The sequence below is a fragment of the Vibrio sp. B183 genome, assembly GCF_000740665.1.
Classification (GTDB): domain Bacteria; phylum Pseudomonadota; class Gammaproteobacteria; order Enterobacterales; family Vibrionaceae; genus Vibrio; species Vibrio coralliilyticus.
Genome location: NZ_JPQB01000005.1, coordinates 272,742 through 299,610, shown reverse-complemented (window position 1 = coordinate 299,610; position 26,869 = coordinate 272,742). Strand labels below are relative to the sequence as shown.

Annotated in this window: 29 protein-coding genes; 25 read left to right on the top strand and 4 right to left on the bottom strand. The window is 35.1% G+C overall.

Annotated features, from left to right (window positions below):
- Window positions 1-17: 17 nt before the first annotated feature.
- From IX95_RS07030 to IX95_RS06990, 11 genes are all read left to right on the top strand, one after another.
- Entirely contained in the window at window positions 18-464 is a 447-nt protein-coding gene (locus IX95_RS07030) for an Lrp/AsnC family transcriptional regulator (RefSeq protein WP_038158230.1), read from the top strand.
- On the top strand, window positions 454-1,377 hold the full coding sequence (locus tag IX95_RS07025; RefSeq protein WP_038158228.1) for a LysR family transcriptional regulator: 924 nt from the start codon (window positions 454-456) through the stop codon (window positions 1,375-1,377). The genes IX95_RS07030 and IX95_RS07025 overlap by 11 nt, the downstream gene beginning before the upstream one ends.
- 88 nt (window positions 1,378-1,465) lie before the next feature.
- A complete protein-coding gene (locus IX95_RS07020) occupies window positions 1,466-2,080 on the top strand; it encodes a LysE family translocator (RefSeq protein WP_038158226.1) in 615 nt (204 codons plus the stop codon).
- Window positions 2,081-2,152: 72 nt separating this feature from the next.
- Window positions 2,153-3,130 carry a Gfo/Idh/MocA family protein gene (locus tag IX95_RS07015; protein WP_038158513.1) on the top strand — a complete coding sequence of 326 codons (978 nt, stop codon included), beginning with the start codon at window positions 2,153-2,155 and terminating at the stop codon, window positions 3,128-3,130.
- 11 nt (window positions 3,131-3,141) lie between these two features.
- A complete protein-coding gene (locus IX95_RS25820) occupies window positions 3,142-3,279 on the top strand; it encodes an osmotically inducible protein OsmC (protein WP_081885408.1) in 138 nt (45 codons plus the stop codon).
- A 40-nt stretch (window positions 3,280-3,319) separates the two neighbouring features.
- Window positions 3,320-5,287, top strand: coding sequence for a recombinase family protein (locus tag IX95_RS07010; protein WP_038158225.1), 1,968 nt, complete (start codon window positions 3,320-3,322; stop codon window positions 5,285-5,287).
- 198 nt (window positions 5,288-5,485) lie between these two features.
- On the top strand, window positions 5,486-6,043 hold the full coding sequence (locus IX95_RS07005; RefSeq protein WP_038158223.1) for a hypothetical protein: 558 nt from the start codon (window positions 5,486-5,488) through the stop codon (window positions 6,041-6,043).
- Window positions 6,044-6,073: 30 nt separating this feature from the next.
- Complete coding sequence (locus IX95_RS07000) at window positions 6,074-6,454, top strand: hypothetical protein (protein WP_038158220.1); 381 nt, start codon at window positions 6,074-6,076, stop codon at window positions 6,452-6,454.
- Window positions 6,455-6,849: 395 nt separating this feature from the next.
- Entirely contained in the window at window positions 6,850-7,026 is a 177-nt protein-coding gene (locus IX95_RS26505) for a hypothetical protein (protein WP_160174996.1), read from the top strand.
- Window positions 7,027-7,166: 140 nt separating this feature from the next.
- The gene (locus IX95_RS06995; protein WP_038158218.1) at window positions 7,167-7,535 is read left to right on the top strand and encodes a hypothetical protein; all 369 of its coding nucleotides are present in this window, start codon (window positions 7,167-7,169) and stop codon (window positions 7,533-7,535) included.
- Between the two features lie 55 nt (window positions 7,536-7,590).
- Complete coding sequence (locus tag IX95_RS06990; RefSeq protein WP_038158215.1) at window positions 7,591-9,129, top strand: hypothetical protein; 1,539 nt, start codon at window positions 7,591-7,593, stop codon at window positions 9,127-9,129.
- Window positions 9,130-9,162: 33 nt separating this feature from the next.
- Here the strand turns inward: IX95_RS06990 and IX95_RS06985 are convergent, their stop codons facing one another.
- Window positions 9,163-9,930: a hypothetical protein gene (locus tag IX95_RS06985; RefSeq protein ID WP_038158213.1), complete on the bottom strand. Its 768-nt coding sequence runs from the start codon at window positions 9,928-9,930 to the stop codon at window positions 9,163-9,165.
- Window positions 9,931-10,188: 258 nt separating this feature from the next.
- Here IX95_RS06985 and IX95_RS06980 point away from each other — a divergent pair, with 258 nt between their 5' ends.
- The 10 genes from IX95_RS06980 (at window position 10,189) to IX95_RS06935 (ending at window position 17,785) form a co-directional block, all read left to right on the top strand.
- Entirely contained in the window at window positions 10,189-11,763 is a 1,575-nt protein-coding gene (locus tag IX95_RS06980; protein ID WP_038158210.1) for a BspA family leucine-rich repeat surface protein, read from the top strand.
- Window positions 11,764-11,778: 15 nt separating this feature from the next.
- Complete coding sequence (locus IX95_RS06975) at window positions 11,779-13,296, top strand: hypothetical protein (protein WP_038158208.1); 1,518 nt, start codon at window positions 11,779-11,781, stop codon at window positions 13,294-13,296.
- A gap of 12 nt (window positions 13,297-13,308) precedes the next feature.
- On the top strand, window positions 13,309-13,551 hold the full coding sequence (locus IX95_RS06970; RefSeq protein WP_038158205.1) for a hypothetical protein: 243 nt from the start codon (window positions 13,309-13,311) through the stop codon (window positions 13,549-13,551).
- Between the two features lie 439 nt (window positions 13,552-13,990).
- Window positions 13,991-14,518 carry a hypothetical protein gene (locus IX95_RS06965; protein ID WP_038158201.1) on the top strand — a complete coding sequence of 176 codons (528 nt, stop codon included), beginning with the start codon at window positions 13,991-13,993 and terminating at the stop codon, window positions 14,516-14,518.
- 90 nt (window positions 14,519-14,608) lie between these two features.
- The gene (locus tag IX95_RS06960) at window positions 14,609-15,004 is read left to right on the top strand and encodes a hypothetical protein (protein ID WP_038158199.1); all 396 of its coding nucleotides are present in this window, start codon (window positions 14,609-14,611) and stop codon (window positions 15,002-15,004) included.
- A 1-nt stretch (window position 15,005) separates the two neighbouring features.
- The gene (locus IX95_RS06955; protein ID WP_038158197.1) at window positions 15,006-15,305 is read left to right on the top strand and encodes a hypothetical protein; all 300 of its coding nucleotides are present in this window, start codon (window positions 15,006-15,008) and stop codon (window positions 15,303-15,305) included.
- Window positions 15,306-15,327: 22 nt separating this feature from the next.
- Entirely contained in the window at window positions 15,328-15,744 is a 417-nt protein-coding gene (locus IX95_RS06950; RefSeq protein ID WP_038158194.1) for a hypothetical protein, read from the top strand.
- Between the two features lie 81 nt (window positions 15,745-15,825).
- Entirely contained in the window at window positions 15,826-16,569 is a 744-nt protein-coding gene (locus IX95_RS06945; RefSeq protein ID WP_038158191.1) for a hypothetical protein, read from the top strand.
- Window positions 16,570-16,746: 177 nt separating this feature from the next.
- The gene (locus IX95_RS06940) at window positions 16,747-17,271 is read left to right on the top strand and encodes a hypothetical protein (RefSeq protein WP_038158189.1); all 525 of its coding nucleotides are present in this window, start codon (window positions 16,747-16,749) and stop codon (window positions 17,269-17,271) included.
- 61 nt (window positions 17,272-17,332) lie between these two features.
- Window positions 17,333-17,785 (top strand): hypothetical protein, encoded by a 453-nt coding sequence (locus IX95_RS06935; protein ID WP_038158187.1) that lies wholly within the window; start codon window positions 17,333-17,335, stop codon window positions 17,783-17,785.
- Window positions 17,786-17,844: 59 nt separating this feature from the next.
- On the opposite strand, the gene IX95_RS06930 is transcribed toward IX95_RS06935, so the two are convergent.
- From IX95_RS06930 to IX95_RS06920, 3 genes are all read right to left on the bottom strand, one after another.
- Window positions 17,845-19,146 (bottom strand): zincin-like metallopeptidase domain-containing protein, encoded by a 1,302-nt coding sequence (locus IX95_RS06930; RefSeq protein WP_038158185.1) that lies wholly within the window; start codon window positions 19,144-19,146, stop codon window positions 17,845-17,847.
- Window positions 19,147-19,325: 179 nt separating this feature from the next.
- Entirely contained in the window at window positions 19,326-19,766 is a 441-nt protein-coding gene (locus IX95_RS06925) for a hypothetical protein (RefSeq protein WP_038158182.1), read from the bottom strand.
- A 3-nt stretch (window positions 19,767-19,769) separates the two neighbouring features.
- Window positions 19,770-20,006 (bottom strand): hypothetical protein, encoded by a 237-nt coding sequence (locus IX95_RS06920; RefSeq protein ID WP_038158179.1) that lies wholly within the window; start codon window positions 20,004-20,006, stop codon window positions 19,770-19,772.
- A gap of 251 nt (window positions 20,007-20,257) precedes the next feature.
- On the opposite strand from IX95_RS06920, the gene IX95_RS06915 reads away from it, so the two are divergent.
- The 4 genes from IX95_RS06915 to IX95_RS06900 all read left to right on the top strand — a co-directional run bounded on the left by IX95_RS06915 (window position 20,258) and on the right by IX95_RS06900 (window position 26,868).
- Window positions 20,258-20,713, top strand: coding sequence for a hypothetical protein (locus IX95_RS06915; protein WP_038158177.1), 456 nt, complete (start codon window positions 20,258-20,260; stop codon window positions 20,711-20,713).
- Window positions 20,714-20,864: 151 nt separating this feature from the next.
- On the top strand, window positions 20,865-21,374 hold the full coding sequence (locus IX95_RS06910; RefSeq protein WP_038158175.1) for a hypothetical protein: 510 nt from the start codon (window positions 20,865-20,867) through the stop codon (window positions 21,372-21,374).
- A gap of 107 nt (window positions 21,375-21,481) precedes the next feature.
- Window positions 21,482-24,334 (top strand): hypothetical protein, encoded by a 2,853-nt coding sequence (locus tag IX95_RS06905; protein WP_152562015.1) that lies wholly within the window; start codon window positions 21,482-21,484, stop codon window positions 24,332-24,334.
- Window positions 24,335-24,480: 146 nt separating this feature from the next.
- Window positions 24,481-26,868, top strand: coding sequence for a hypothetical protein (locus IX95_RS06900; protein WP_038158171.1), 2,388 nt, complete (start codon window positions 24,481-24,483; stop codon window positions 26,866-26,868).
- Window position 26,869: the final 1 nt, after the last annotated feature.

Genomic DNA, 26,869 nt, shown 5'->3' with positions numbered 1-26,869 from the left:
GTATGACAGGAAGTAATATGGATAAGTTCGACAATCAAATTCTCGATATTTTAAGACGCCACGCCAGAGCTTCGGTCAGTGATATTGCTCGACAGGTCAATTTGTCACGCTCAGCCGTGACGGCAAGAATTCAGAAGCTGGAACAGGAAAAAGTCATTCTTGGCTACCACGCGAATATCGCCCAAGACGAACCGGAACTTATACAGGCGTACATGGCGTTAAAGTTCGACATGTCAGCCTCCTCTCATTATTGCGAGTCCTATGCAGAGACAATCTATAAGATTGATGGTGTGAAATGGTGCCATGCGATTACTGGGGAGACCGACATGATGTTGTTCGTCGAAGTGCCTACCATGGCAAGGCTGAATGAGATTCGTGATGAACTACAGACAATCTCTGAACTGCGCCATCTGATGACTCACACTGTACTTACCGAGTTTTTTAATACACGCCATGTCTCTTAATCATATCAACCTCAACTTGTTGCGTTCTTTGCAGGTGTTGCTCGAAGAGTGCCATGTGAGCAGAGCCGCAGATAGACTCAACATTACTCAATCAGCCGTGAGTCGTCAGCTCGCTCAGCTTCGAGATTTGTGTGGTGATCCTTTATTGGTGCGCGAAGGCAATGCTTTGGTGCCGACACCAAGGGCATTGGCCATGCAGGAAAAGCTCAATCTTTTGTTAGGAGAGTTTGAACAACTACTGCACGACAAACCTTTTGATCCGCAAACATGGAAGCAAGAGTTTGTCCTCTCTTCCAGTGACTATGTCGCTCAATACATAGTGCCCGATGTGGTTGCCGTTATGGTAGAGCAATCGCCGAACGTCAATCTCGCCTATCGCTTATGGCAGCCAGAATATCTTCAACAATTTGGTGAAACCGGTATTCACTTAGCCTCGACCATGCAGCCAGAAAAGCCCGCTAATGTGACCAGTGTGAAAATTGGTGAGGACAAATCAGTCTGTCTGATGCGTAAATCTCACCCGTTGTCGGCCAAGCAGACGCTGACAGAAGAAGAGCTGGTAGGTTACCCACATTTGAAGGTTACTGGGGGAGGAGATAAGGATTCAAGTACAGATATTGTTCTCAAATCTCTTGGGTATGAAAGGCGAATTGCATTAAAAGTCCCGTTCTTTTCCGCTGCAGTCAATGCGTTGGTTTCCAGTGATTATCTGATGGTGGTACCTGAGCACATCGCTTTGAACTTGTCGACGAATCATAACCTTGAATATCGTCCTCTGCCATTTGAGACAGAAGCACATCAGTATTGGCTGATGTGGCACCCCAAATACGATCAGGACAAAGCACATCAATGGATGCGTGAGATGGTTCTGCACGCGATGCGCACGTCAAGTTATTCTGTAGATATGATTTGAAATCATAGCCGATATAATAAACTTTGATTTCAAATCATTAATTCGCTGCGATAGTTTAACGACATGGATTCAGCCTCAGGAAAAAACAATGACACTCACAATCTGGCTATCACTTTTTACGGTTTGTATTTTAGGGGCGATGTCGCCCGGCCCGAGTCTCGCTATGGTCGCAAAACATAGCCTAGCAGGGGGGCGAAAAAATGGCTTGGCAGCAGCATGGGCGCACGCATTGGGCATTGGTATTTATGCCTTCATTACCCTGATCGGCCTTGCCGTTGTCCTGCAACAGTCACCACTGCTTTTCAAAGCGATAAGTTACTCGGGCGCAGCATATCTGGCGTACCTTGGTTACAATGCGTTGCGCTCAAAAGGTGGTGTGGCAGCGAAGCTGGAGTCTGGTGAGCACACATCGGCTTGGCAGTCTGCAAAAGAAGGATTTCTTATCTCCATTCTTAGCCCTAAGATTGCGCTGTTCTTTATCGCTCTGTTCAGCCAGTTTGTTGCAGTGGGGGACAGTCTAACGGCTAAAGCGCTAATTGTTCTCACCCCGCTAGTGGTCGACGGTTTGTGGTATACCTTGATTACTTTCTTGCTATCGAGCCCACGCCTTTTAGACAAAATTCGCTCAAAAGCACAACTGATTGATCGCCTGTCTGGCGCCGTGCTGATATTTTTAGCGGTACGAATTGTGATGACAGTGTAAGATAGCCAACACGAACAAAAATAAATAACAAAGGAGCCATCGGCTCCTTTTGTCATGATTGGAGACGGAATGATGATTAGACTTGCTGTTATCGGGACGAACTGGATCACCGATCAGTTCATTGAAGCTGCGTTGAAGACAGAGCAATATCTTTTGGCTGGCGTGTATTCTCGCTCTATCGAGAAAGCGAAAGAGTTTGCTGAGAAATACGCATCACCCGCTCTTTTTGATGATTTTGATAAGCTGGCGACTTCGAAGTCGATTGACGTGGTTTACATTGCCAGTCCCAATTCACTACACGCACCACAAGCATTGAAATTACTTGAAGCAGGTAAGCATGTTATCTGCGAAAAGCCACTGGCTGCGAATGATAAGTTAGCACAACAAATGTATCAGACTGCGTTAGCGAATGATGTGGTTCTTTTTGAGGCGTTCATGTCGCCCCACACACCAAACTTCAAACTACTGAAAGAACAAAGTAAGAACATCGGTAAGATTCGCAAAGCACTGATCACTTATTGCCAGTACTCGTCACGCTACCCTAAGTACTTAGCTGGTGAAAATCCAAATACCTTTAATCCTGCTTTTGCAAACGGTTCGATCATGGACATTGGCTACTACTGTGTTGGCTCGGCAGTTGAGTTGTTTGGTGAACCTCTCACTGTGAAAGCACAGGCTCAGATGCTGGATAGTGGAGTGGATGGCAGCGGGAGCGTTATCTTGGGTTACGATGGCTTTGAAGTGGTGCTGCAACATTCCAAGACCAGTGACTCTTATTTACCGAGTGAAATTCAAGGTGAAGAAGGGGCGTTGCTTATGGAGATGATTTCAACGGGCAAAAAGCTGACTAAGGTTGCTAGAGGTGGTGTAGGCGTCGATTTGAGTGTTAAACAAGATCCGAATCCTATGTATTACGAAGCACTGGCTTTTGCTAAGCAATTTGAAACGAAAAAAATTGACGAAGAGTGTATGAAGCGCTCGCTGATTGTGGCTAAATTGCTGACAGAGATTCGCAAGCAAACGGGTGTAACATTCCCGACAGACGTATAAGAGAGAAAGATATGCAAGCCGAAGTTAAATGGATCGAAGATTTTAAGTTTCTAGGTCACTCTCAATCTGGTCATTCAGTCGTAATGGATGGCAATGGCGGTGCAACAGCACCAAGCCCAATGGACATTGTTGATCTATTTGTGCAGTAGTCTAAAATACTGAAAACACAGACACTTAGTGAGGTTTTCAGTGAAGCCAACAATCATTACATATTTAAGATACTCATCGAAACAACAAGCAGATGGTTTGTCAGAGTTTCGCCAAAGCGAGATTAACCGAAAGTTCGTTGAGAAGTTCTGCAAAGAATATGATGTAGATCTAAATGAAGTCATTTCTCTAAAAGACTTAGGCGTTAGTGCATACCGTGGTTTAAACCTTACTCTTGGTTCTTTCAGTCAAACGATTAAAAAATTCAAATCGGGTGAAATTAAGAAAAAGTTTAATGAAGATGGTGAGATTAATACCTATCTTATCGTTGAAAGCTTAGACCGCATCACCCGAACAGGACCTTTCAAAAGTACCCAAATCTTCACTGAATTGCTCGAATACACAAACATTGTGGTTTTGGCTGATGGCGAAAAGAAAATCTATTCAAAGAAAAGCATAGATTCCACACATGGGATGATGGATCTCTTCATGGCTCTAATAAGCTTGCAACGGTCTCACTCTGAATCTGTGATGAAAGAGTACCGTTCACGTAAATCTTGGGAAAAGAAACGTGAAGACTTGCTTGATTATTTCACCGTACCAGAAGAAGAGAGAGAAGGTTTAGAGCGTCCTAAAAATGCTACTGCTATGTGTCCATTTTGGTTAACGGCTAAGAAAGATGGTCGAGGTTATGAGTTCATTCCCGAAAATAAAAAGGTCATGGATTTCCTCATAGAAAAGCTTTTAGATGGAAATGGAATGACCAGATCAGTGCGGTTACTTAATGATGAGATCGATAAAGGCACACTAAAACCGAAGCTAAAAAAGGCGAATCGCAAAACTAAGCATTTTCGTGCTGCTGCGTATAGCGGATTATTTAACTCTGAGGTATCAACAGTAAAAGGGGATTACCTTTTAACTGAATCGTATTACCCGACCGAAGACGACATAGAACAAGGCAAATACCCTGAAAAACACCTTGGTAAGCGTGTACGTAAAGAAATAGCGGTATTAAAGAATTATTATCCAGCTTTGATGACTGAGAGCCAAGCTGCATACATACGTCAGTTGATGGGTGAAAGGCGTTCACAAGGAACTAAGCCTAACAAAGCAATAAAAAACATTGCACAAGGGATATTAAGATGCCCTCATTGCAATAGTACATATATAAAGGCGAAAGACAGAAAGAATGTGTATCTACGTTGCAACTTAGCAAGAGAAGGGCTGTGCAAAGCAAAAGTCATTAAACACGGCGTATTTGAGCATAACTTACTTCAATTCTGTAAAGGCTTGAACATAAGTAAAATTATTTCTAATCAAACAAATGATGATGAAATTACGAGTTCATTAACTGAATGGGAACAAAAAAAGGTTAAATTTCAAGTAGAAAAGTTTAAACTCGAAAACGAAATTGAACAATTAGTAGCCAATATCAGCAGTATTAAAATTCCATCTTTGCTTGAAAGAGTCCAAGAAAACTACCTTTCAAGAGAAAATGAACTGAAAAAAGTAGTTCAGGAAATCGATCTGATAGAAACAACAATCTTGAAGTTGCAACAACAAATATCAATGTTTGATAGTGATAGCTCATTACAAGAATTAGTTGATCTGACTTTGAAAGAGAATGCTGATGATGAAATTCGTCAACGTTTTAATATTGAATTAAAGAAAGTCGTTAAATCTATGACAGTTGTTTATAAAGGTGAACAAGGCAATCCATTTGATAAGCATCTAATCTCTATTCAGTTTTTAGATGGGGTTCATAGATTAATTCCAGTTGATGAGAAACTTACTGATAGCATCTACAACATTTTACCGTACCAAGATGCTGTTGAAGTAGATTATGTAGACTTTACAAAAAACACAATTCTTCCAGAAGATTATTATGAAGGATTGAACTCTGGCAAGTACCCACACTTGCAGGAAATGCCTAAATATTATCAAGAAAATCCAGCGAAATATCTAAAAATAAAAAGGCAAATCGAACAGTCAGATAAAATCTTTATTTGATAATTACAAGGCACTTTCCGAAGTGCCTTTTTTTATCTCTGTTATCCTTCAAAATTCACAACTCTACAAAAAATCTCACTCATCAAAACCCCGAAACAAAAGCATTCTTTCTACCTCTATGATTTTTCTTACTCAATGTATATTGAAAAAAGCATAAAAAATGATACATAAATCATATATGCAAAAGGAAAAATTAGAATGAAAAAACAAAGAAAAGAGTTGCTTTCTAAAATAGAAAGTGAACAAAAAATCATTAATGATCACATTCTTCAAAATCAAAAATTGAAAGAAGAAGTTGATCAAATTGAAGAGAAAGAGAGAGTTTCAAGTTTAGAAGCTGACAAGATTCATAACTATTATCACTACTATTTTTTAATCAAGTCTAAAATCAATGAAGTGAATGATTTAGAGCGATTGTTTAGAGATTTGAGTATTAAAAATATAGTATCCAAAACAAAAAAACTAATACGTGATAAAGAATCTGAGCTTGAAGATTTAATGAATAGAAAAGTTGAAGTAGATAATCTGTTAGAGTCGTTAAGCAAAGAATTAGAGAGTGAAGTTGAAGCTAAAACTTATGACTGTGAGACTGCTTTTTGTTATGCAAATTTTGACAATGAACAAGAGTATTTGAAAAGAGAAATTGAACGTGTTGAAAAGCAAATCGAAACATTGAAAAGAAACAAACCAAGCAAGTTAAAAATGGCATTAGTGATACTTTGTGTAGTTGTTATTAGTGCAGAGTTATTTTTATAAACAATTAATTTAAAAGAGAGGAATAGAAAAATGAGTATGAAAAGTATTTTAATATATTTAATGGCAGTATCAATATCTGTCTATACAGTAGCAAGTAAGCAAGCTGTGGAATGGTTAGCAATGCAAGAACCAATTTTAGCTGTTGCGTTAATGATTCTGATGTTCTTATACATCTTAACGAGTGTATTTATGACGCTTCAAGCTGTTGAAATGAATAGAATGGGTAAAGAGTATTATAATGCTGTTTGTGCAAACGCTTTGATGTTATCGACTGGACTTATTACCTTTGTTAATTCTGATGTTATAACAACTGCGATTTATAAACCATTCACGTTAGTTTACTGCTTCTTTGGACTTGCAGCAGCGAAATTCTTACTGAGTGAAGTTGAGAAGAGAAAAAAGACAGATTAAGATTCGTTGAACAAAAGAGATGTTGAGAAACATCTTTTTTTTATGTCTAAAATCCCACGAATAACCCTCACAATCCCCACATCAACCAATTCATCAATTTTATTTAATCCAGCAAACACGCTCTTTTGAGCGTGAAGAATCACAATAATATAATTATTATTGTCCAATCTTTGATTTTTCTCTTCATTACGTTGTTTCTAATGTTTGTTGTAAACTTATGCGTATCTTTCTGCGTAGAACAAACGCCAGCTTGAATCTTGTTGAGTAAATACAAAGCTTAAAAAATAAGATTCAATCTCACGTTCATAGAGAATAGCATTAAAATATTTTTTCATTTTGCTCTTGCAATTTTATTTTTATATGTTTTATTGAATACATAAACAAGGAAAGTTTAAATGAAAGATATAAATAATAAGGAAATTAAATTTAATCAGGAAGATTTAAAATATATCAATGAAAAGAAGCATATGACGCTTGACGATTTAATTGATGGGATTCAATTTGAGAGTCAAGAAATTAAGTTAAAGTCGAAGTTGCCGAAAGCAAGGAATAGCTTGAAACCAAGACAATAACTTTTAAACAAGAAATATTGAAAAACTCCGTTTTGATATTTCCAAAGAAAGAAGCTTAATTGCTTCTTTTTTTGTATCTGGATTTGCAAAATCTCATTTTTTTGATATCACATATAGTATAAACAAGGAGAAATATTTATATGATTAATAGTAAAGTTTTTAACAAGAATTACGAAATTTTCATTGATGTTATAGATTACGATTTAGACTTTGAAGAAATTCATTTCATTGTAGATGAAGAGACATTTATTTTAAGTCTTACAACTTTAAATGGTTATGAGTTGATGACAAATGAGTATTTAGTTATTGAACATGACAATGACTATGAACTAATCGATCAAGAAGATTTAAAGCAGCTTCACGAGAATATCAAAGCAACAAGTTTTTGTAGAAAGGTCAAGAAAATCGCTGTTGATGAGATAGTTAAAATCGATTCTGAAAAGGCTGGCGCTGATTTACACGATAAAGAGCTTTATGAGACTGAAATGATATTAGACGATTTACAATAGCACTTTTGCAAAAATTGAAAATGTGCTTAACAACTGAAAAACAAGGAATTTTTAAATGAATAGAGAAGAATACACAAAAACCAAAATCCAAGAGACAGAGGAATCTTTAAAGCAAAGACCTTCTCACCTTAACGCATTGATAGCAAAAATGGGACAAGAAGCTTTTTGGAGTTCAGAAGATTATGTTGATGAACTTATGAATCAATGTTCAAAATACGATATCAGACCTGAGATATTTTTAGACCAAGAGCAAAATTACTTGGAAATGCCAGCAGATGCAAATGAGCTTCTTGAAGATCGAGTTGTGGAGTTTCAAGACGCTGAACAAAAGGCTTTTATCGCTGAAAATGACCAAGAGGTTTTAGATCAAGATAAGACACTGATGAAATTCAACCCTTCAAAAGTCAACGACTTTAAAGCTGATGAAGAAGCTGCGAATAATGAACAAAATGATCTGGTAATTGGTAATAGTGATGAAGAGCAATTTGTTGATTATTCAAGTGTTAATGACGTAAACCCACTGAAAAAAGCTGAACCAGAAAATCAATCTGATAGTGAAATTCAGCAGCAAATCAAAAAGTATGATGAGTGGGAAAAAGAGTATCGTGAAAAGCTTAAAGAATCGTTGTCATTTGAAAAGCAAGGTATGTTCAAAGAGCGTGTTTATGACGCTGATTCAAACACTTTTGCTACATACACAAAAGCTATTGGTGGTGGTTATAAGAATGCCAGTGCTGGTGCAGACGCTTCTGTTAAACAGATTAAATCGATGTTTGCCAATGTAAAACCACCTGTACTGAGCAATGCGCCAAAAGATCCAGAGACTTTGAAAAATGTGGTGGACGCTTGGAAAGAGTTAAAAGCTGATGGTTATGATATGTCAAAAATCTCTTGTGGCTTTGGTGTGCCAAAAGCATATAAAGACGCTCTAAAAGAACTTCAAAAGCAAGATCTGACTGTTAATCAAGAATTAGACTTAGATAACACTCTGCAAATCGGCAAGCCGATTGATGTTCCTGTTGAGGCTATCGAACCAGAGTCTAAACAGACTGAAAAAAATGTCGTTGAAGAGCCAAAAGATGAACCAACAAACGAAACTGAATCACCAGAATCTCAACCAGAAGAGCCAGCGCAAAGCGATGTGAAAGAAGAGAATGAGGTTGTATCGCAAGAAATGAGTGATTTTGCTGATGAGCTAAACGAAAAAGCTTCGATTCCTGTTCAAGAATCGTCTAATGCTTATCAAGAGCAGCCTGAATTTGATGATAGTTTTGATTTTACAAGCGAACCATTGAATGAAGATTCTGAGGTTCAACAAGAACAAACATTCGAGAATCAAGAGACTGATTTTGATGCTATGCCAGTGCAAGAGAATGCACCAACACAAGCTTATAGTGATGAAGGTGAACTTGCATACTACGAAAGGCTAAACGCTGAAAAAGCATTAGAACAAGTTCAAGAAGTTAATCAAAAAATGGATCACGATACTGAACTAACGAAAGAACTACAAAGTGAAGTTAAAGAAGGACTTAAAGAAAATCAAAAAAATGATTCTCAACAAGAACGTAAAAAACGAAATAGACAGCGTATGTAAATGAAGAAGAACAGGTTTATAACCTGTTCTTTTTTACACTGGCACTCTCTTCAAAACTTTACTCATACAAGCTTTGATAAGCATTACTTCTGAAATATAGTAAAGCTGGTGCAAGTTAAAATCATCTTCAACATCTCGAAATTGATTCAACTGAATTAAATTTTCAACAATCGAATCTAAACGCATTTTACAGCTTCCAGCTTCCATCACTGACACTTCTTCAAAATGACGTTGTAGTTGCTCTTCTAAGACAAGATAAGCGGCTTTGTAAGCTTGTGAGCACTCTTCTTTATCGTCAATAGTTAGAGCGTTTGCAAGCGCAACGACTGAACGTGGTTTTAAGCCAAAGCTTCTAAATTCGTTCATCAGTTCATCTTTAAGTTCGTCATGTTCTAAGAAAAAAGTTAAACACTCGTGAATCTCTTCAAAAAATACTCTTTTTATGATTACTGAACGGCTGTGTTTTTTCTGTAAAGCGATCCAAATTTCTTCAACAGTCATTTCTTCACTTTTTGTTAAATCGATACCAACCTTTTCTTCAAACATTCTGACCATTCTCATATAAAAACGGTTTCTTTTTTCAAGAGCTTCTTGTGTTTCTTTCGATTCAGAATCAACAGAGTATGCTTGTAAGTATTCTTTGTTTAATAAAGAAAAATCAGCAGTAATTCTTAGCAAGCTTTGATATTTGATGCCTGATGCTATGCAGATAAATTGATTAAGCCTGTCATTCTCTTCTTTCGTAGATGGTTGTTTGATATGTATGTACTGAACTAATTCAGATAATTGTTGTTTATTCATATATAGATACCTCGTTATAGTTTTTGTTATTGCTATAATATCTATACCATTTTTAATATATCTTTCAATCTCACAAAGTGATTATGCTTTTTATGCTATACATTTTTTCAGTGAAAAAGGAAAAAGTTTAAAAGCAAAAGACCTTGTTTAAAGTGTTATTTGTCGATTGAAAAACAATTTAATAAATCTCTATTGATTAAAAAAATATTTGTTGTAAATAAATATTATAGAAACAATAAATTAAAATGGAGAAATTAAATGAGAAAGAATATTTTAACGTTATCATTACTATCTGTGATTTCACTGAATGCTAATGCTGCTTACGTTGCATTAATTGCACCTATTGCAAACTATGAAGTTGGTGAAATTGGGGGTAATAATCCAGTGAATCCACCTAATCCAGTTCCTAACCCTGAGCCGTGTATAAGCTATGCAGATTTGAAGCAAATGATCACTGACGAGGTAGATTATTCGGGCGTTAACACAAGCTGTTTAACGTCTATGGGATATCTATTTACAGGCTTACCAGTGAAGTTTGATATTAGTAATTGGGACGTATCAAATGTCGAAGATTTTCAAGGTATGTTTAATATGGCTTGGGATATGAGTTCAGTAGACCTTTCAAAATGGAATGTATCGAAAGGCAAAGATTTTTCAATGATGTTCTCATCAGCAGTCGATTTTAACTCTGATATAAGCAATTGGGATACGTCAAGTGCAACATTGATGATGGCGATGTTTAGCGGCACAAACACATTTAACTCTGACATAAGTAATTGGAATACATCAAAAGTAACTGACTTCTCTTATATGTTTGAAAATACTCAGGTTTTTAATCAAGACATAAGCAATTGGGATACATCAAACGTTCTGAATTTTGAAGCTATGTTTGCAAACAGCGATGCTATGAATGCTGATTTAAAAGCGTGGGACGTGTCAAAAGCAACAAACTTTTCACAGTTTAATGAAGGTTCAGTGTTGGATTTTGAAAACACTCCTCTTTTCAAAACACACTGTTTAACTAAATCAGAATTGCAGTCAATGATATCTTCTAACGCTGTTTTACTATCTTACGCTGATACAAGTTGTATTACTGATTTTTCTTCATTGTTCGCAAGCAAAACACTTTCAAAAAACATCAGTAGATGGGACACATCAAACGGTACATCTTTTAGAGCGATGTTTGAAAATGCGACTTTCGGTAAGAATATTGGTGATATCAGTTCTTGGAATGTATCAAAAGGAAAAGACTTTGGTTATATGTTTTTTGGTTCAAATTTCAATCAAGACATAGATAATTGGAACACTTCAAGCGCAACTTCTATGCAAGGTATGTTTCAAAATAACACTGATTTTGACCAAGATTTGAATAGTTGGAATGTTGCAAATGTAAGTGATTTTAAAGCAATGTTTTCTGGCACAAATTTCAACAGCAATATCAGCGATTGGAATACGTCAAGCGCAACTTCTTTTGAGAATATGTTTGCGAATGCAGTAGTGTTTGACAGTTATATCGGCGATTGGGACGTATCGAAAGTACAAACTTTTAAATCAATGTTTAATGGTGCAAAAGCGTTTAATCAAGATATTAGTAGTTGGGATACTGCAAGTGCTACAAATTTTTCAAATATGTTTATATACACTGACAAATTTAATCAAGATTTAGCATTTTGGGACACATCAAATGGTACGCACTATACTAATATGTTTTCGACAACAAAAGCATTTAATCAAAATATTAGTAATTGGGATACTACGAATGCAATTTATTGGACTTCATTCTATAACCAATCAGTCTTAGATGTGTCAAACGTACCACCTAAATTTAGATAAAAATAAGGAGTCATTATGATAGCTATTTTAGTTATGATAATGATTTTCTTGTCATTTTTTATAGTGGTTAGCTACAACTTAATGTCAGTCAATCACAATCTTGTCGTAGCTTCTGATGTTGAAGCTATGGATCAAGAATTAAAAATAATCAAAAAGAAAATCATTAAATCAGCAATCCCTATTTTAAGTTCAAATCAATTTGCATTGCCTTTTGGACAATCATTATCGAATGAGCATAGGCTACCCGAAAACGTTGGTATCCCACTGATTAATAATAAAGGTCATTACTATCAATACTGCCCGTATGGTGTAGATGATGGTAGCTCAATGACTTCAAAAGTGTATCAAAATGATGGTTCGTTCTATGAAGTAGAAACAACAGAAATTAATGGTGTTGAGTATGCAGTCAAAAGTGATTCACCACCTACAAATCTTGGTGCTCCAAGTATTGCAGCGTTTGTAATTTCAAAGTTTGAAAATGCAACGGTGAGCTGTTCAGACATTAAGTATGACAGTGATTTAAATGCGTTTTACTTAACAACAGCAAAAGTTATGGCAATTACTGCTGATGAAATTCAAGCGCATAATGAGCTTGATTTATCAGATACCTCTTTGAGTCTGAATCTTGATAATGATAGTGCTTCAACAATCCTATCAGTCATAGAGAATGACACTTCAAACAGAAGTTATGTTTTGACTTTAAATGAAGACGTATTTCTTAGTAAAGACTATCTAATCAACAGAGATTCAAGAACTGACATTAGTGTGAATTTGAATGGCTATTCTCTTTCAAATCAAACACTTGATTTTGATAATGTTGATTTAGATATTTACTCTCACTCGTTGAAACTTAACCCAAGTGCTACACACATCGAGGCAAACAACAGCGATATTCGCTTTAAAAAAGTATCGTTTGGTGGACTAAAAGCAAGTAATTCAGAAATCTATGCAGAAGATACGTTTACTAACGTGCATTTTGCTAATCACATAAACCTTCTAAATAGTCGCTTAACGCTATCTGAGAAGCTTCAATTCAACGTCAGTAATAGCTTTACCGCACTGTTTAACTTGATCGGCTCTGAGCTGCTTGTAAACGCTGACATTAAGGAAAAAACAGCAACAAACAAAGGTGATTCGATTTTCAAAATCGATACTGGTTCAGAAGTGCATTTGCATCAAGCCAGCCTAACGATTTATAACGCTATGGCTTCGGGTTCAAACATTGTTGATGTTAAAGGGAAATTCACAACTTCAAGCAGTGGTAATACTTTTACGATGAGTAATACGGCTAACGTCCAACATATTATCAATGTTGATGGTGGAGAACTGCACTTAGATTCATTCAAGAGCAATTCTACAAAGCATAAGGGTTTTACGATTAATCAAGAGTTAAAGAACGGACAAGTAAACGGCTCTGTGTTGGTTAGATCCACGGCTGGTATAGAAGCTGGCGAAAGTGGCTGTATAAGATTAGTTAAAGACAAAATTCAAGGTTCTGACATCGTTCAAGAACACGAAATAGAAAGTTGTTAAAGGAGGTATAAAATGGATTTTAAAGCAACAGTAAGATTGATAAGAGCTTCATATCAAGATTCAGAAATTATGAGGCTATCAAAGGAGTTCAAAGCAATCGCATTGATTACAGCATTTTCGATACCAATGATGATTACGATTGTTTACGAATTGAACAGATTAGGAGAATCATTCTGGGTTTATGAAAAATCACCAATTGATAAATCACATTTACTCACGCTTGAAGAGTTTAAAGAGAAAAGTAGAAGTAAGTAAACAATAAAAGAGCACAAATTTTGTGCTTTTTTTGTGTCTGATAGGATTAAAATAAAAAATAAGAATTTATTTTGATGATGTAAAAATGTGATGTAAATCACATTGCAAAACATTGGTTTTAACCTGTTTTCGGCTGTTTTTATGCTTGGGTCAGCATAATAGTATTAAAATCTTTAGGAAACTCAAGGGTTTAAAAAAATTTGGATTTTTATTTTAACTCACAATTAAAATAAAATGTCAAGCTTTATTTATTGACTTTTCAAAAATTCCCAGGCATTATTTCAATCGTAAATTCGGAACAGAACAAAAATAAATGGAAAACTTTTAACAACAATTTTTATAGATAGTCATTGGTATAGATTACTAAAAAACACGTATAAAGTATTAACCCAACACTAAGGATTTTGTTCTTTCCCTGCATTCAAACAGGAGAAAGAAAATGCAAAATAAAAAACTTGAAATCGCTCTACAAGACATTACTGATTCACTAAATGAAGAAATCAGAGAGCTGAATCATCTTTACTACTCAATGAGTGCTGATGATCTAATGTCGAACTACAATCCCTTCGTGAACGGCTCAAAAGTCGTTAGAAACGCTGTTTCACAAGCTTTAACACTTTCCAGCAAAGATCAGTTAATTGATTTTGTTCTTGGTATGTTGAATAAGGCTTATGCTGAACAGAACGTTTATCAAAAAATCCTCTTTAATGGTTTTAACTCAACAGTAAACAGCTATTCGCTGACAGAGCACTGTTATGGTCAGCTTGTAGTTGAGATGTGTTCAAATCGTAAAGCTTGTAGACCTGATCCGTTGTTATACACAACATTAGCTGTGATTGTGAATCACTATGCTGATTACTTCCAAGATCGACACTCGCAACTGATAGAAGAAGCAAAGCTTGTTTGCTTAATGAAGATGTTTTTGTCTATTCAAGCTAAAAAAGCTGAGTTGCAGTTAGCAAGCTAAAAACCACTTAAAACAACGTCCCTTTTATGTATGTCTGAAACACTGGCAGGGGCAAGCTACATCTAAAAATTATTGAAGAGGAAAAATAGTATGAGTTTAAAAGTAAAAAAAGTACCTGAGTTTCGAGAAGCAATCTATTGGTTTGAAGAGCTTAACTGTCTTACGACTGAACAGAGAATCGTTGTGAATAGCTTCATTCAGTTATTCGACTATGAAAAAGTCATATCAAAGCAAGATATCAAAGAACTTTACGATGTTGTAAGTGTGGTATATCACCATAGCGACATTGACTTCAAACAGTCTATGTTAGGTGTTTTTATCAGATCAAGTTTACTGAATATTCTCGAAGATTCACTTGATGTTGAACTAACAGGAATTGCTAAAAGAACAAGAAGAAAATCATCTGAAAAAGATGAGATTAATGAGTGGGTTGAGTCTATGCAAAATGACTTTGAAACAATATCAAACAACAAAGATGATAAATGATATGAAAATCAGATTAACAGACAAAAATGACAATATTGAGATTGTCGATTATGAAGAGTTTAAAGAGTCCCAACAACTTTTTTATAACTATGTTGTTGAGTTAGTGATATCGAGTGTAGAACTACAAGATGTTGATTATGACTTTGAATTTGAATCATATTCAGAAGAAATTATGTCGGCATATGATTATGGCGATGAAGATTTTGAAGTTGAAGAGTATGTGAGTTCAATTTATGAAAATTACATTGAAGACATTCAGCGTTTAATCAACAAATACACTGACATTGAAATAATCAGATAAAAATAAATAAAGGAGAAATGATATGAATACACAAATCGAACAATACAACCAAATCTTTAACGAAAATCGAGAATTAGAATCTCTAATGAACCTGATAATCGAACAAGACAAGCTTAAATACTATCTAAAAAAAGCGTCAACTGGTAAGTATTGCTGGACACATACAGAAATTGACAATGGTTTTTATTTTGTCAAAAAGAATCAAGCTAAAAGCTTCTGCAAGCAACATAACGCTAAACAGATTGATACTGACATATTTTTACTTATTGGAATTGTCGAACTATCGGCAATGTCTGATTCAGAAGTATCAAGCAAGATTATCAAATCGATCAGAAATCAAAATTTACGACATATAGCTGATTGTGTAAAAAGTGAAATATGGCTTTCAAAGCAGATAGAACAAATGAAATCAAATGGTGTAGATATTGTTTATCTGTAATGCACAACTTAACCGAAAGTGGTTAAGTTTGAGAGTTATCAAGCATAGCTTTTAAACATAACCACTTAAAAAGGATATTCTATGAGAAAAGTATTAAAAATTATAGATGAAGAAGCACACCAACACGACATTAAGCCACAACGAATGTTTGAAGTTTTCGTAGAAATGCAATATGTGTTCGTCAATTCGTGGGTCGTTGAGTCTAAATATTCTGAGTATTCAGAGTCAGTATCAAAGATCACCACTGCTTATCTAAATGAGTTAAAAAAGCACCCATATCGTGATGTATTGGGTGAGGTGATGGGTAAAATCTACGCTCTTAAAAACAGCAGTAAATCTAAGTATTGCCAGCACTTAACGCCAACTTCAATAGCAGATTCAGTCGCTCAAATGCTATGTGTTGAAAAAGGTGAATATTTTGTTGGTGATATAGCTTCTGGAACTGGTGCAACAACTCTCGCTTTGCAAAAAGAACTATCAAACCAATGCAATGATAAACACATAAAAATCTTGATGAATGACTTAGATTCTTACGTTAGTAAAGTTGCAGTTATACAACAAGAATACACTCAAATTTTTCACAACAAATTCTCTACTTTCTATCTGAATTATAACCACGATGTGATTAAAGAATGGAATGATTTTGCGACACAAGGCATAACCGATAAAACGAAAATTATAGGTTGTACTGAGCGTAGTTTGATCACTAATGATGTTGTAAAACGTGCATTGTCTTCCCCTGAGCACATTAGAGGAAAGTTGTTTATGAACTCTTTTCAATCCGTTCGAGCATTAAATCACTACCTTTCGACAGGTGAAGTTTAAAGCATCTAAAAAATCAGATAAGTAAAAAAGTATTACTTTTTTATGATTGATTTAATCCCTTCAAATAAGGGTTTTGAAAAATAAATTAAAAAAAGTGCTACCAAATTATTGACAAAGTGAAAATGTATGGAATAACAAATAATAAGAAAACAATTAATTTAACGTGAGGTAATGAATATGAAAATTATAGAGGTAGAAGAAATACACAAAAGAATGAATACAAATGGCTACACATCATTTGAGGTTATTGAATTTCGAGTTGACTATACAATCGAAGCACATTCAGACTATGAATATATAGTTGTTGAGTTAAATGAGAATAATGAATTAGTTTCTAACATAGATGATAATTCAATGTTTTCAATTGATCAGAAAGAAGTGATTTTAAAAGCGGTGATGGATCTTCACGGACAACCACTACAAAGATACACTCTATTACCATTCTCTAAACTAAATCAAAAACAAAAAAACATAGTAAATAAAGTTTATGAAATGCTACAAGACAATGATGTTTATCCTTCTGGAAGTTTTGAAACTGCTAACAAGTTCTACGCTGATAATTCACACTTAATCAGTTGTAGAGCACCATCAAGAGCTTTTCCATATTCTGAATTGAATGCTTGTCGAACTAAAAAATACGTTGCAAAAGTATTGCAGTATTACAACTGCAAATCAGTAAAGACTTTACTTAAACACATCTAATAAGAAAGGGAATGCGTTCCCTTTTTTTCCATAAAAACTATAACAATGAGGAATTTTCAAAATGACTAAACAAGTAAAAACTAAACATTCAGTAAGCGTTAATAAAAATCTACTTAACAATGCGTCTGTGCTGTTTCAAGCGAAAAATCAGAATGATGTGAAGCTATCACAAGCGATTGATATTATGTCTCAATCACTTCTGTTAGTTGCAAGTGAAGCTTTACCAAATGACTATACAGAAGAGCTTAAAGAGCAGTTCTACACTGCATACAATGGCTATTGCATTAATCATAAAATAGCAAAAGATGGTCTACTTCAAACGCTGAATGGTATGTCTACCGTGTTTTATGAAGCTGTTAAGTATGAGTCAAGTCATTCAATCAATGACGTTGAAGAAGCTATGAACGTGATCACCGCTTGGAGCAATGTTCAAAAATTAGCTGTGCTGTATGATGTGCTGATGTTCTGGACACCGCTTTCATCAAGCGATAAGCAACAAATGTTTATGAACTAAGAGATAGCTTCGGCTATCTTTTTTTTGCACTAAAAAACACTGTAACGAGTGCTTTTTGTTTATGGTCTTCTATTCCTTCTGCGAGCTGGCTTCTCAACCTCTTCAACAGTGGCTTCAATGGCTTCTGGCTGCTTTTCTTTGACAACTTCAAGTCTTAGCTTGTCTTCTGCTTCAAAACGCTCTCGTAGCTCTTGACGAAGCTCTGGGGTGTTGTATTTTTCATAAGCTTGATAGACAACTGGGTAAACCTTATCTGCTTCTTTCGCCATTTTTTGAAGCTGTGTTAGATCATCATTCGATAAGTATTTTAAAAGTCCTGCGTGTTTGTTGATGTTGTCGTAGCCAAGCTTTTTCATAATCATCGTTGCTGATAGCTCTGTTAGAATCTCTTCTTTAATAGCTAAACCATCAACACGCTTACTATCAAGCTTGCGCTTGTCTATTGACTGAGTAGTGTGAACGAACTCGTGAAGCATTGTTGAACAGTAGTGAATATCACTCATATACTTGCTTCTTTCTGCCATATAGACAGTAGAACGGCTTCTATCTTCGGCAGTGATACAATGCGCTGTGTTTAAATCCTTCTCAACAAAGTCGATTTGCTCATATTCAGTAGTCATTGCAATTTTGACAATTTCAGCGTCAATACGAGCTTCAAGGTTTACACGTTCTGGTGTCATTTTCTGATTTTTTAGTTCATCATATCGTGCAAATTCGGGGATCGAATCTCTTATTCTTTGAGGTAGAATGTCGATATAATCTTCAACAGCGTAATAACTCCACTTTCTGACTTTTGTTCTGTAATTAGTCAGTATCTTATCCGTTTCAGCTTTCGTTTTACCGCTTTCTTCAAGCTCTTTTTCTCTGTTAGTCAAACGTCTACCATCAAGCACTTTTTTCTGTTCAGTATCCCAAGCTGTTCTGATTAGCGAATCAACGGCCGCTTTCGCTGTTTGACCTTTCATAGCCAAATCAGGGTTAAAATGAGCTGGCGCATTCTCTAATCTAAGTTCGTCTTTACACGATTCAAACAAACTGCACATATCGTTGAAGGTGGCGAAAATCGGCACATTTACTTCAATTTTACCTTCGTGCATATCGTATTCTAAAACTGAAAAAGCATAAACGTGAAAGTCATCAATTACGTGTTCACCTTTTTCAATTGTTAATCTTCGAGGTGGGATTTTCAGTTCCGTGCTGTGTATATAACTTTCCCAATCAGGCTTTTCAGTAGCTTCTGAGCCAATGAATTTAGCTAATCTTTCATCAATCAATGTTGATACGTCAGAAATCCTTTGTTGAGCTTCTTCTTTTGTATAAGTGCGCTTACCGCCTTTATTTCTGTATGTTCTTCTTGCCATAATAATTGTTTCTCCATTTTTTAATGACTGATACTTTTGTCATATCATAAAAATGAAAAAATTGAATAGAACGTAAAGAGGTAAGGATTCTTTGTTGTTTAAGTAAAAGAAAAATGATTTGATAATCTTGAAAAATAGACGTAAAAAAACTGACCAAAAATTATAGTCAGTTTAGTATTTTAATACTCTTTAAAGTCTTCTTGTTTGAAATAAAGATATTCAGCTTCTTCAAAATACATTTCTTCATTAACAATTCTAAGATAAACATCAAAACCGTTTGATAAGTAATCACTTAGATTGTCTGTGTATCCTTCCAAAGCTTCAAAATCAAATTCATCGCTATCGCCTTCAAAAGCTGTTTCACCGTCTGAAACTCCGTTGAATCGATAAACGTGATAGCCACAATCAAGAGTAAACGTGCAATCCGTAATCACACTCTCATCAAATCGTAGAATGGAGATTCCTTCTTTATAGTGTTCTTTATACTTACTATAAAAACGATCTCTGAAATCTTGATAGCTGTATTCATCTTTGAAATCTTCATAGACTTTTTTAAACAATGTTTCTGACGATTCAACGAATTTGTATCTTTCTATTTTCAACTCATATTCTTCACTCATTTTTCACCTCACTTGTATATTTAAATCTTCTTTAATTTTCCAGATAATTGCGTGGCACTCTTCAAGAGTAATTACTTTTGGATTATTCATATAGCAGCTTTCTAAAACATCTACTAAGTATCGCCACGCATCAAAATCAGGGTTTTCTTTTAAGCTGTTAATCACAACTTTGCGACTCTTTTCTAATCGCTTGATTAGCTGTTCTTTTGTTTTTGTGTTGTATTCTTTCTCGTAAATCATTTTAAATCTCCTTGTCTATTAATAGATATACCGCAAAATGGTTTTTATTCAATTTTTCGTAAAATTATGCACTTTTTCAATTTTTGAAAAAATGACAGTGGCTATATTAAATAAGGGCTTTTTTGGACTTTGGAAGATTAAAAGTTGCTGTTTTTGATTTGACTTTTCTTAAAAATATGGATTAATAAAGTTATGACAAGATAACAACTTGTCATATAAAAACAAAACAATTTAAAAAAAGGAACACAATTATGTTTAAAGAAATTTATAGAGTAATAACAGACAGAAAAGCAAAGACTGAAACTTTAAAAGATACTATGTATTACTATGCGAGTATCGTTAATCAACCAGCATTTAAAAACACATTCGTCACTTTCGTTAATGATGAGAATAAAGCTCTTGCTCTTGAAGAAATTAAAGCTGCGTTAATCTCTCAAAGAGAATATGCACTAATGAAAAGAGAAGCAGATCAAAGGCATATTAACCTAATCAGACAGGGTTATTCTCCAAAAGAGATAGAAACGCACGTTAACACGCTTGAAATGAACGTTAAAAAAGTAATCGCTATGCGTGGAAATGACACTGTTTATTTTGGTCTAACTGCTAATGGTGAGCTGATAGTAAAGCCTAACAGACACTCAAAAGAAGGTGTTTTAGCTACGGTTGAGAACATCAAACTAACAACATTAAAAATCAAAACGATGTAAATAATAATGATAAATAAACAGAATAAAATGACATAAGAAAAGCCAGCTAAACACTGGCTTTTTTTGGCTCTGTAAGTTTTTCTTTTTATGCTTTTAATTGACTTAATTTTTTATTGTTATATTCGTATTAGTATAAACAAGGAGAATAAATATGAGAAAGAAAATCAATAATAACTACAAGTTTCCAAAATCAATTGAAGAAGCAGAAAAGCAGGTTTTAAAGTATAAAATCAAAGAGCTAAAATGTATTGAATCTAAGTTCAAGAAAGTAAAAGTTAATCAGATTCAGTTATGTAATTTTATAGAGGGCAAACAGCCACATCTTAGTAAAATGATAAATTATTCAAGAAATGACATATCTAAATTTTCTTTTGGAAATGTATTGAGATATAAGATCTCTGTTTATCATTATAAGAGTCATACTCTTACTGATAGCCAAAATGCAATTGACAAGTATAAAATCACTCTGGGAAATCGTATTGTAGATAAGATTAGAAGTTTAAATGTATCTCAACAATACATAGCGACTAACTTTAAAACCACTCAATCACGAATTGGTTGTCTTTGCACTTCAAAAACCTTTGATTCTTTTTCTCTAACAATGTTAATGAAGTACGCAATTGCATTAGATGTTAAGCACAAAGATTATCCCAAAAAATAAAGAAAAATAAGCAATGTTGTAAAATATTGCTTATTCTTTTTTTAGTATAACTATTGTCTATTTTTTCTTTAATGATACAACAATAAGTATCTAAGGAGAAAAAAGGAATGAAACAATTAATACTAATATTTTTAAGCATAATAATGCTATCAGGTTGTCAAGAACCAACTGATGAAGCTTGTGTTGATTTAGATGGAGGAATGAAAAAGATAGAGAAAATGTCGTTTACTGAACATTTCTCAATCTGCAAATCAAAAGATAAAACTATCAGTCTTGTCGATACTTTTCACGGTACTAACGATAACCCTTTGAACAAGTATTTTGAAGAGAACCAGCATATAGACGCTGATCAAGCAGCTTCAAAAAATGCACTTCAATCAAAGCTAAATGACACAACGAAATTCAGTCATAAGTTGTATAAGAGATTTGCTGTGTTTCTGACGGTTTTTTCAACATTGGCGGTATTGTCGATTCTGACTGTTGCTATTAGACGATTAGCTAATGACAAAGACCAACAGAAGTTTAGTCTTAAAAAGTCTGCGTTTTGCTTAACCATAGCGACTACGATTGCTGGTCTGCACTATGCTTCACCACAATTTCAAATCAAGCAAAATCAATATGCGGTTAGTTATGCGAATGGCTTATCAAAGTATCTTATGAGCTTTTTAATCGATGAGGCTCAAAGTCAGCACAACTATCAAGTCAAAAACTCACGCATTCAAGCAGAGTTAGAGCTTGTCGCTCTTTTTGATACAAACACTTGTCTATCAAACAATAGAAAGTATGAAATCGGTGCTCGTGATCTTGCTTCTCGTGAATTTGAGAATCAGAAAGCTGCTATCTCTTACTATAACAAGAAAAACGATGCTTACTTTCCACTGTTAGAAGACAAGAAACATCGAGGTTTCAAGCTTTACTATCACGATAGAGCGTCCTTCCCGACTATGACTATGGTGAATGCTGATGGGTGTAGCTCTCTTGTTTACAGTCAGAATGAATATTCTCACGAGTTGGGTGAGTTAATGCGTGAAGTGAAGTTCTCTGAAACGGTGTTTAAAGCTGTTGGAGCTAAGGACTATAAAGCTGGTTGGGAGTCGCTAAATGGTGCTTTTGATTCTATCTACAAAACAAAAAGTGAACGAACTAAGAACAGAAAATCTCAACTTCTTATCGCTTACAGAAACGAGTATCAAAAAGGCTTGGTTGTTGGGTATGTTCAGTTTAATGACAATGGAAAACCAGTAGCATTTGAGCGTAGCAGTCTTGATCATTGGCTTGCACTTGCAGATAAACACTATGAATTTTCAAACAAGAAAATGTGTGCGCTTAACAGCCAGATAGTAGAAAAAGCAAAGAATGATTTTGAAGAGTATTTACAGACAAATGTGATGTTTGATTATCACTGCTTATCTTTCAACAAGGGCGATTCAGTTCAGTTAGTGTCTGAAAAGGTGTATCAGGTTGATGGTAGTGATCGTGAAGTTATGTTGAATGACATTGATTACTATGAAAGCCAAGCCAAAGAGATTTTTAACGGTGCTGTTGATGAACTGGCAAATCAATATGATGTTGTAAATGAAGCGTTCTATGAGCAAATCCACGAGATTTACGATGTTGAAGAGAGACTTGTTGAACTTTATAACGAAGGGTTTAAGAGCTTCAACAAGTTCTGGAAGGTGTTAAAAACGGGCAATGGTGAATATCAGCACTTGTTTAGTAGTTCTGCACCATTAAGCATTTTCGACACATCAAAATCATTGCCTTATTACCAGACAAAATCTGATCTGGAAAGTGAGCCAAATTATGATCTTTATACTGTTGATAGGATGGCTCGTATGTATCCATTCAGTGATCTAAACAAAGCTGTGGAGCTTGTTTCTAAGTCTGATAATTTTGGTAGTGTCTTATTAAAAGACAAGTATCAGGTTGATTCTGTTGATGTTGAGCAAAGCGGTTCAGCGTTAGAATCTGCTGAATCGAACATTCTTGATGAAATTCAGGGTTTGAACAACGAAATGATGAAGCTTTATTGTGTAAAAGACTCTACAACCACTTCACAAGAACTTTTAGACTGTCAGATTAACGCAAGCAAAGGACAAGGCAATCAGACTTATCACGATGTTCAAGAAGTGCTTCTTATCAATGGTGGTAAAGCTTTTCTTGGCGGGCTTGGCGCAAAAGTTTCTTCAAGCTTAACTTCTGCTATTGCAAAAGCGATGCTTGATCAGAATACTGGCAAGAAAAAAATCAAAACGGGTAAGAAAAATAAAGCTGCTGTGCTTAAAAATATCACTGCTAAAACGTTAGATGCGACAAGTACAGTTGCAAATTTCTTAGGGTTTTTGACGATGATCGCTGGTTTTGTCTTTTTCTTATACGGCTTATTAATGCAACTGCCTGAGTTGTTTGCTCAATCAGTGAATCACATAACGCAATTGTCGATAGTGTTTGAGTTAAAACTATACCCGTTCTTGATAGCGTATGTAGTAGCGCAAATGTATTTCTTGTCTACTGATTCTACTCATCACGTTAAGGCTCTGGGTAAAATTGCATTGATTGTAGCTTCTCCGTATATGTTAGCGACAACGGGGTTTTTAGCTCTCTCCACGTTGCTTTATATTAGTAATTTAGTAATTAACTTTTTACCAGTTGTATTTGACTTTTTATCGTTGGATTTTACTGCAACATCGGGACACGACAGCTTCTTAGAACAGTTCATAGGACTATTTTTAGACAATATGATAGGGCTGATTTTGTTAGGTGGGACTATCTATTATCTTATAAATATTGGTAGCCACATGATGCGATTAACAGACTCACTTGATAATGTATCGTTGAAAAAGACTACGGCTGATGATGCGTATGAGCAAAATAAACGAACGTTCGATTTAGCGGTTGTTGCTGGCACATCTCACTTTAACAGATTCAGTAAATCACTGAATGAAAAACTTAGAAAATAACTACTGATTATTTTTCACTAAAAAGATCTCTTCGGAGGTCTTTTTTTTGCCCTTTTTAAAGTGATTTTAAAAATCATAACTTGTTGAAAACTTTTCTTTTTTCTAAATCGTGTTATACAGTTTATGAGATAAAAAGGAAATTTTACATGAAACAATTAAAAACAAAAAATAAAAGGAGTTTAAAGCTAAAAATCAGCTACTTAATCATCTTTGTTATGATTCTGTTTGTGGGTTTTTCTAACGCAAATGGCAACTTCGTAGACGATTCAACAAAGCACATTTTTAACCTATTCACTGAATTAAAGGGTGGTGAACCCTCTGGCACAACGTTCTTGCCAACTAATGCTCAAAATAGTTATGGAATGAACATAACTTTTGCTCAATACCTTGCAATTGCGATTATACCGTTATTCTTAGGCACTTTCTTGATTAAAGGGTTGTTAGCTTACGCTTTCGATGACAGAGATAAAATCGGTGATGGGTTTCAGCTCGTTAGTCTGCTTATCGTGTTAGTTTTAATCACCCCGAAATTTGGGATTTATGTTGCTGGTAAGAACGGGGCGCCAGGTTATCAAAAACCGATTGTTGTTTTTGTGGGTGAGCAAATCGCACTAAAATTCTTCTATTTTGTTGATTCGATTGGCGAACAGGATTTTGATAAACCCGTTGATATACCAGATTTTAAACTTGCCGATCCAGTCGCTTTTTATGATGACTACTACGCTATCACCAACCTGATGTTAAAAGCTGATTTTGATAAAGAAGCAGAAAAAATTACTGTCGTAAAAGAGCAAGGTTTTTACAGAGTAAACGCTATGATTGGTGGTGAAATTGTTAGCTTGTCGCTTCAATCAAATGCGATTTTAAACAACCAAGTTTCTGAGATTGGTATTGATTTAGAAGCGAAAGAAGAAGCTTACGCTGTGGCATATTTCACTGATTTGTTTGAACACGCTGCGAAAGTGAAAAAAGCTCTTGAAAATGTTTCTGTGGGGAGACATAGACAATCAACAGCGTCTATCTTTGACACGATTTTGAGTGATGTTGAAGTGGCTTATAGCAGGGATTATATGACTTACTGTGATTCAATCTATAAAGACTTGCCTGACGCTATGGACACTATCACTTTCAACAATTTCTTAGATGTGGCCGCTTTATGTGGGTCCAAGAACTTCATAGCGAAGCATTATCAAAATCCATTCTACGACTATGAACAGCAAGTGTTTGAAAATACTGTCTTAAACAAGGGTTTTGCTATGTACTTTGGCACTGAAATTGAAAATTACTCGTATAGTGTCGATCAGATTATCGATAAAGCAAAATCAACGTGTGAAGGTGGTTATTACGCTTGCGCCCAAGCTGCTAACTTCGCTGCTCATAAGGATTTTGTAAGGAATATAAAAGCTGGTGCGGTATCGCCATTAGCTCGAACTATCGGTGATAACTTTGACGCAAGTGATAAAACATTCAAGCTAATCACTACAAGGGGTTATGACTCTTCTTCTGCTAAAACCAGAAGCTTTAAAGATCTGAATCTTGGTAAGTCTTCGATTGGAGAGTTTGAATTTGAGACAGCTTCAACGAATTATTCTGAGCATATCAACGTAATGATCAGCAATCTGGTATCTCTTACTAAGGTTGATATAGACACTGATTTTGAGAAGGTTGTAAGCAGCTATGTAGCTGATGATATATCTACACCATTTAAGCGTTTAGCGACTTGCGCTATTCATTCATCACAAGTGAAGAATGGGTTTCGCTGCACTTCAATAACGTCTGAGCTGTTGAAAGCAGGAAGTGGATTTATGCAAGGTGGTTCAAAGCTTGTCTTACTGAGTGAAACAACTAATTTGAGCCATAGCAAAGCTAAAAAAGACAGTCTGGAAGTAGGTAAAAATAGTAGGTTCACTAAGTCTATGAACACGGCTAAGGTTCTTAGTGCTGGCTCAATAATGTATCTAACAGATAAGCCATTTTTAAACACACCTTACCAGTTTGACGGCACTGTTGAAGCTTTGATTAGTTCAAAAATCATTATTAGCCTGATGATCAGTGATCCGCAACTGAATAGTGATTTAAACAACATCATATCTGACATTGGCTGGAAAATGATTTGGTTCGGTATTGCGTTGTTTGTAATTGTTTTAGCAATCCCATTTATCTTAATCACACGCTTACTTGCTACTGTCGTGAAAATCATAACGATGATTCAAATTTCATCATTGACAATTGTGATAGCTGCAATCAATGAATATGGTTCAGTGAGAAGTCTTTTTATCGCATTTTTTAAGCAGTTGTCATTATTAGTTATCTACACAATAGCAATGCTTATGAGTTTCGATTTCTTAGACATTCTAATAATGAGCTTGATAGATGACTTGATGTATAACTATTCTTTTGATTTTGTGTCAATCGAAAACTTTTTCTTAAACATTTTTCAATTTTTGATGTATGCAATCTTTTCTTTATTCGTTGTTGTTAAGTTTTCAAAACAGAATCAAATTGAAATAGAAAAAGCAGTGAATGCGCTATAAG